The organism is Streptococcus sp. AS20 (genome assembly GCF_000524255.1).
Lineage (GTDB): Bacteria > Bacillota > Bacilli > Lactobacillales > Streptococcaceae > Streptococcus > Streptococcus constellatus.
The window spans coordinates 1-5898 of record NZ_JANS01000014.1 but is presented as its reverse complement, the minus strand read 5'-3'; the positions used below and the strand labels follow the sequence as shown (position 1 = coordinate 5898).

Annotated in this window: 5 protein-coding genes and 3 pseudogenes; 7 read left to right on the top strand and 1 reads right to left on the bottom strand. The window is 36.9% G+C overall.

The features are described from left to right. The first annotated feature begins 93 nt into the window (after window positions 1–93). From HMPREF1514_RS08160 to HMPREF1514_RS08150, 3 genes and pseudogenes are all read left to right on the top strand, one after another. Window positions 94–2076, top strand: coding sequence for an ABC transporter permease (locus HMPREF1514_RS08160; RefSeq protein WP_037598629.1), 1983 nt, complete (start codon window positions 94–96; stop codon window positions 2074–2076). Window positions 2077–2224: 148 nt separating this feature from the next. Continuing rightward, window positions 2225–3090, top strand: a pseudogene (locus HMPREF1514_RS08155) (ABC transporter ATP-binding protein). 1 nt (window position 3091) lies between these two features. Next, a pseudogene (locus HMPREF1514_RS08150) lies at window positions 3092–3866 on the top strand (ABC transporter permease); the annotation flags it as partial. Window positions 3867–3997: 131 nt separating this feature from the next. Here the strand turns inward: HMPREF1514_RS08150 and HMPREF1514_RS09595 are convergent. Then, window positions 3998–4135: a hypothetical protein gene (locus tag HMPREF1514_RS09595; protein ID WP_198014311.1), complete on the bottom strand. Its 138-nt coding sequence runs from the start codon at window positions 4133–4135 to the stop codon at window positions 3998–4000. Here HMPREF1514_RS09595 and HMPREF1514_RS09710 point away from each other — a divergent pair. The 4 genes and pseudogenes from HMPREF1514_RS09710 to HMPREF1514_RS08140 form a co-directional block, all read left to right on the top strand. Continuing rightward, window positions 4073–4213, top strand: a pseudogene (locus tag HMPREF1514_RS09710) (LytTR family transcriptional regulator DNA-binding domain-containing protein); the annotation flags it as partial. The gene HMPREF1514_RS09595 and the pseudogene HMPREF1514_RS09710 overlap by 63 nt on opposite strands. A 28-nt stretch (window positions 4214–4241) precedes the next feature. Further along, on the top strand, window positions 4242–4667 hold the full coding sequence (locus HMPREF1514_RS08145; protein ID WP_269599475.1) for a DUF3021 domain-containing protein: 426 nt from the start codon (window positions 4242–4244) through the stop codon (window positions 4665–4667). A gap of 201 nt (window positions 4668–4868) precedes the next feature. Continuing rightward, on the top strand, window positions 4869–4997 hold the full coding sequence (locus tag HMPREF1514_RS09780) for a hypothetical protein (RefSeq protein ID WP_006269823.1): 129 nt from the start codon (window positions 4869–4871) through the stop codon (window positions 4995–4997). Window positions 4998–5136: 139 nt separating this feature from the next. Then, complete coding sequence (locus HMPREF1514_RS08140) at window positions 5137–5898, top strand: ABC transporter ATP-binding protein (RefSeq protein ID WP_037598626.1); 762 nt, start codon at window positions 5137–5139, stop codon at window positions 5896–5898.

The window sequence follows — 5898 nt, the reverse complement described above, 5'->3', positions numbered from 1 at the left end:
ACAATCAGATTTTCCGAGGCGACAAGACGGAGCGGCAGATGTTCCAAGAGATTTCAGATACCTTAACAGTCATGGCAAGCGAGGTGGGCGATTATGTTCAAACTAACCAATAAACTTGCACTTTCAAACTTGGTAAAAAATCGGAGCTTATACTATCCCTTTGCTCTGGCAACCATTGTAGCGACAGCAATTTTATATAGTTTTGTATCGTTAGCTTATAGTCCTAATCTGGAATCTACTTATGGTGGATCGGCTGCTCGTACGACCTTGCAATTTGGAATTTGGGTAATTCAGATTGCCGTCTTGATTCTCGTGACCTATGCCAATAGCTTTGTCATGAAAAATCGCTCCAAAGAGCTGGGAGTTTACACCATTTTAGGAATGGAAAAGCACCAGTTGCTTCTGATGACCTTCTTTGAACTGTTTTATTTTGCTTTAGTAACTGTGGGGCTAGGACTTGGTTTGGGTCTCGTTTTAGACAAATTATTGTTTGCTGTTCTATTGAAATTTATGGGTCTGAAAGTCGTCATTGCTTCAACTTTTCAATGGTTGAATGTCTTTACTGTTCTAGTCAGTCTGAGTGTTGCCTTTGCGATCATTCTCTTGTTAAACTCTATACGCCTGCTTCGTTACAGCTCGCTTCATTTGATGAGAGAAAAGAAAGCTGGAGAAAAAAAGGGACGCTTCCTTGGCTTGCAAACATTCCTAGGACTGGGACTGCTAGCTATGGCTTATTACATTGCCCTCACAGTTGAGAAACCAGTTGCCGCAATTTTGAATTTTTTTATCGCAGTTCTCATGGTTGTGCTAGCAACCTATCTCCTTTTTAATGCAGGAACGATTACACTATTGCAATTTTTAAAGAAAAGAAAAAGATACTACTACAAAACGCAGAATTTTATTTCGGTTTCTAATTTGATTTCTCGTATGCGCAAGAATGCAGCTGGATTAGCAACGATTTCCATTCTTTCAACCATGCTCTTAGTAACACTGGTGGGCTCGCTTAATATTTATGTTGGCGGGAAAGATTACATGACTTCTTTGTATCCAAAGGATTACAATATCTCGATTACAGGTGAAACAACGACAGATAAAAATGCTGCAATTTTACAGGCGGTGAAAGACGTCGTGCGCAAAAAGGGAATACGCAATGCTCAGTATGAAGATTATAGTTATCAAATTTCCACTATTTCAAAAATCAAAGGAAACCAATTAACAGTTTCTGAAAATACAAAGCAACTAGGCATAGAAGAAGCTCAAAAAATGTTTGGAGGTTTTCTTATTATCAGTCGTCAAGAATACGAAAAAATGACAGGAAGGAAAGTTCATTTAGCTGATGATGAAGCGCTCCTTTATACCAAAAATCTTCAAATCAATCAAAAACAAGCTATCACAATCAACGGAAAATCCTGGAAAATAAAAGAGTATCTGACAACAGATTTCACACATGGAAAGATTAGTACTGACTTTAACTTCATATCACAAAAATTTATCTATATGGTGGTTAATCAGCCTAATCAAATTGGTCTTAAAGAAGCCTACACTTATTTTATAGGCATTCAATCTTCTGATAAAAAGGTCAAACTTCAAGAGAGTCTTTTCGATGCGATTCATGAGCAGCAAGGTCAAGAAAAAGGAGGCGTTGGTGTTTCTGAACGTAAAAGGATTGAAAAAGAATACCAAGGTGTAACAGGGACTCTCCTCTTTATTGGTATCTTCTTATCAGTGATTTTCTTGCTGGGAACAGTATTGGTTATTTACTACAAACAAATTTCTGAAGGATACGAAGACCGGGAAGGATTTGTTATTTTGCAAAAAGTCGGTTTAGATGAAAAGCAAACCAAGGCAACCATTCGCAAGCAGATTTTAACAGTCTTCTTCTTGCCACTTATTTTTGCCTTTCTTCACATTGCTGCTGCCTTTCACATGTTGCAGCTGATTGTAGCCCTCTTAGGCGCAACAAATGTAGCACTTTTAATCCAAACAACCATTACAACCTGCGGGATTTTCCTACTCGTTTATATTCTTGTTTTCATGTTAACATCTAGAAGTTATCGAAAAATCATAGCAAGATAAGTATTTTGAACCATTCGTCTTTTGGCGAGTGGTTTTATCTTGCAATTCTGACCTCTTGTCTAGCCAGCAAAACCTCTTATCCAAAAATACGAGATTTTTTAAAAAATGAGGAGTATGATAAGCTCATAAAATCTATTGGAGGAACGTTATGATACTAGAAACACGATATCTTAGTAAAGTCTATGGTAACAAGAGAGTAGTTCATGATCTGAATCTTCAGATTGAAACAGGGAGCTTTACGGCTATTTTAGGACCAAATGGTGCTGGAAAGTCCACGACAATTCAAATGTTAACCAGACTTTTACAACCTACAACAGGAGAGATCTTGTATAATAGTAACATTAAATTAGGCGTTGTTTTCTAAAATAGCGTTTTGGATGATATGCTAACAGTACGAGAAAATTTAGACATTAGGGCAGGTCAATATAATATGATTGACAAAGGAAAAGTTGATAGTTTAATTGAGCAATTAGGGTTGAAAAAATTTTCAACACAATTATATGGGACTTTATCAGGTGGGCAAAAGCGACGAGTAGATATCGCACGTGCTTTATTGAATAACCCAGATGTTCTCTTTCTTGATGAACCAACTACAGGTTTAGATATTCAAACCAGAAAGGTTATATGGGACTTGATACATCACTTACAAATGAAAGAAAAAATGACTGTTATCTTAACTACTCATTATTTAGATGAAGCTGATGATGCGGATATGATTTATATTTGAATTATGGGAAAGTCATTGCCAAAGGCTCTACTGATCAAATTAAGGAACAATACGCTCAGAATTTTCTGAAGGTATTTGTGATGAATTCTGCTGAATTTAAAGAAATTATGGAAGGAAATATTTCTTTTGAGGAAGTCAGACCAAATGAATTTTTGATACATCCAGAAACGACAGGAATGGCTTTAGAACTTCTAACATGTGGTCGTTCTTTTATTCGGCAATTTGAATTTCGCCCAGGGACAATGGATGATGCTTTTGTGGCGTTGACAGGAAGAGAGGTACGTTAACATGATGATGCTCATTAAAAGAAATTTCTTACTCTATTTTCGTAATCGTAGTGGGGTAATTTTATCGCTTCTTGGAGCTATGATTTCCTTTATTTTGTACTTAGTTTTTTGAAAGCAAATATCAAGGATTCTTGGAGCCAAGTCCCTCATACCAATCAGTTATTGGATTCGTTGCTGATTAGTGGAACGCCTGCCATTACAGGATTGGCCACGACATTTTCCAGTTTCTCTCAACTAGCAAAAGATAGAGAAAGCAAAGTAACACAAGATTTGATTCTGACAGACTTGGGACGTTGGGGCTTGTCTATCAGTTACCTTCTGAGTACGACCTTTATTGGAGTTTTGATGCAAATCATTATGTTTGCTGTCATGGAAGGCTACTTTATCTGGGAAGATCAGATTATCTTTTATTGGACTTTGCTGCCTCAGATCCTCCTTATTATGGTGCTCAATGCACTCTTATGTTCTATTTTTAATGGTATTCTTGTGAATCGTTTCAAATCAGTAGATACGCTTGGAAAGTTAGCAACAATTATCGGAGCTGCTTCTGGCTTCTGAGTTGGAACTTACATTCCAACAGGAGTTCTGCCATCGTTTGCTCAAATGATTATGAAATGTACCCCCTCTACTTATGTTGCGTCTCTCTTTAGGCAAGTAATGATGAAAGATAACTTAGCTACTACTTTTCATCATAATATAGCAGCGCAAGATTATTTTAAAAAGATGATGGGGATTCAACTAAAATGGGCACCTTATTGACAACGAAAGAAACATACTCCCCCTGTTGCTAGTTGATTTTGCTTCACAAAAAAGCCCATTTGGTGTACACCGCAAGTGAAGAAAAAAAGCAGAGAGGTAAACCAAATGGACATTTTCTATTATACATCGAGTCGTCATCCTCTTCAACTCAGTATGCCACAGCTTCGTGAAGTCTGATGTGACTTATATCAAAAGATCGCTCCTGATGAGCTGGTTCATTGTAAGTCGGATTAATCGTAAAAATTTTATTCAGATTTCTAAACATGATGTTATCAATATTGACCATTTACTATCATTGTCGGATAGCTTTTCGGGAAGTATGACAGCTTGATTGACGAACAATATTAAATCAAGTGTTAGTTGAATATACATCAGATTACTAATGGATTATCTTGGTTTGTAGAAAGGAGCAAACATTAAAAATTGTAGTATCTATGCTAGAAGGTCTACGTACTGGTTCCTTAACTTATTTACTTGTCTTGGCTTTTCGTATTCAGCAATCACCAGTGACAACCATTAATATCATCAGCATCTTGATAATGAGTGCTTTGATTGGTTTGTTTACTTTACTATTTGAGGTTGACCATTTTTCTTATTTGCTGCAGTTGACGATTCATTTTTTTCTTACTTTAATGGTGGTTAGTGTCATGATGGTCTATAATGGTTGGGCTTTTAATCTGGCACGGACTGAATTTTGGTTGGATTTTATTGTTATCTACATTTTAATTTGGCTGTTCGTTCGATTAGATATTTATCTAAAAATGAAGAAAATCAATGTGGCACTTGTAAAATTAAGAAGAAATCGTACAAGAGAATAAGTTCGATATTGTGGTTATATTCAGAAGGCTGAGAACACATGTTCAAGCCTTTTTTCTTACAAAAATGTAAGTTTTTAGAGCCTAAATGAAAGGTTAAGTTATGGTAAGGCTGTGCTTGGAGTTGTATCATATAAATGTAAAGAAAAACAGAAAGTTTATAAGAATTTCTGATGACATTCAACTTTTACAAGGAGGCAGATCATGAAAACAAATTTATTAAAGAAAAAATCCATTGCAAGAACAGAAAAGATTTCCAAAGAGGAGATTGAAAAGACGAAAATGGGTTGTGCAACTAGTCAATATTATTTCTGGCTGCAATATAGTCATTGAGATATACCTTTTATATCAGTACAGATGCAAGCAATCTTACAAAAATGTAAGATAAAGTGAAAAAATGAAAGGTTAAAGTATGGAAAGTTGCTTTTCTTTTCAGTATGATAGTCTTATAAGAAATTGTTAGGAGAAAAAGATGACATTATTAGATGTTCAACATGTTAAAAAGATTTATAAAACGCGCTTTCAAGGTAATCAAGTAGAAGCGCTGAAAGACATTCATTTCACAGTGGAAAAAGGCGATTATGTCGCCATTATGGGGGAGTCTGGTTCTGGGAAATCTACTCTCTTGAATATTCTTGCCATGCTGGATAAGCCAACCGAAGGACGCGTCTTTCTCAACGGTACTGATACAGCAACGATTAAAAACAGTCAAGCTTCTAGCTTCCGGCGGGAGAAATTAGGTTTCGTCTTTCAAGATTTCAATCTGTTAGACACACTGTCAGTCAAGGACAATATTCTCTTGCCACTCGTCTTATCGCGCCGTCCCATCACGGAAATGATGCAAAAGCTAGTTACAATTTGTAACGAATTGGGAATTAACCAACTGCAAGAAAAATTTCCCTATGAAATTTCAGGTGGTCAAAAGCAACGGGTGGCAGTGGCACGAGCGATTATTACTGAGCCGGAGATTTTATTAGCGGACGAGCCAACTGGAGCGTTAGATTCAAAATCCTCTGCGGCGCTTCTAGATGTGTTTGATGACATCAATGACCGCGGACAAACCATTCTCATGGTAACGCATTCGACAGCGGCGGCAAGTCGCGCCAAACGTGTGCTCTTTATCAAGGATGGAATTTTGTACAATCAGATTTTCCGAGGCGACAAGACGGAGCGGCAGATGTTCCAAGAGATTTCAGATACCTTAACAGTCATGGCAAGCGAGGTGGGCGATTAG

Excerpts from the sequence above, each read along its gene's own strand:
- HMPREF1514_RS08160 (WP_037598629.1), top strand. The coding sequence starts at position 94 with ATGTTCAAACTAACCAATAAACTTGCACTTTCAAACTTGGTAAAAAAT.
- HMPREF1514_RS09595 (WP_198014311.1), bottom strand. The coding sequence starts at position 4,135 with ATGGTCAATATTGATAACATCATGTTTAGAAATCTGAATAAAATTTTT.
- HMPREF1514_RS09780 (WP_006269823.1), top strand. The coding sequence starts at position 4,869 with ATGAAAACAAATTTATTAAAGAAAAAATCCATTGCAAGAACAGAAAAG.
- HMPREF1514_RS08140 (WP_037598626.1), top strand. The coding sequence starts at position 5,137 with ATGACATTATTAGATGTTCAACATGTTAAAAAGATTTATAAAACGCGC.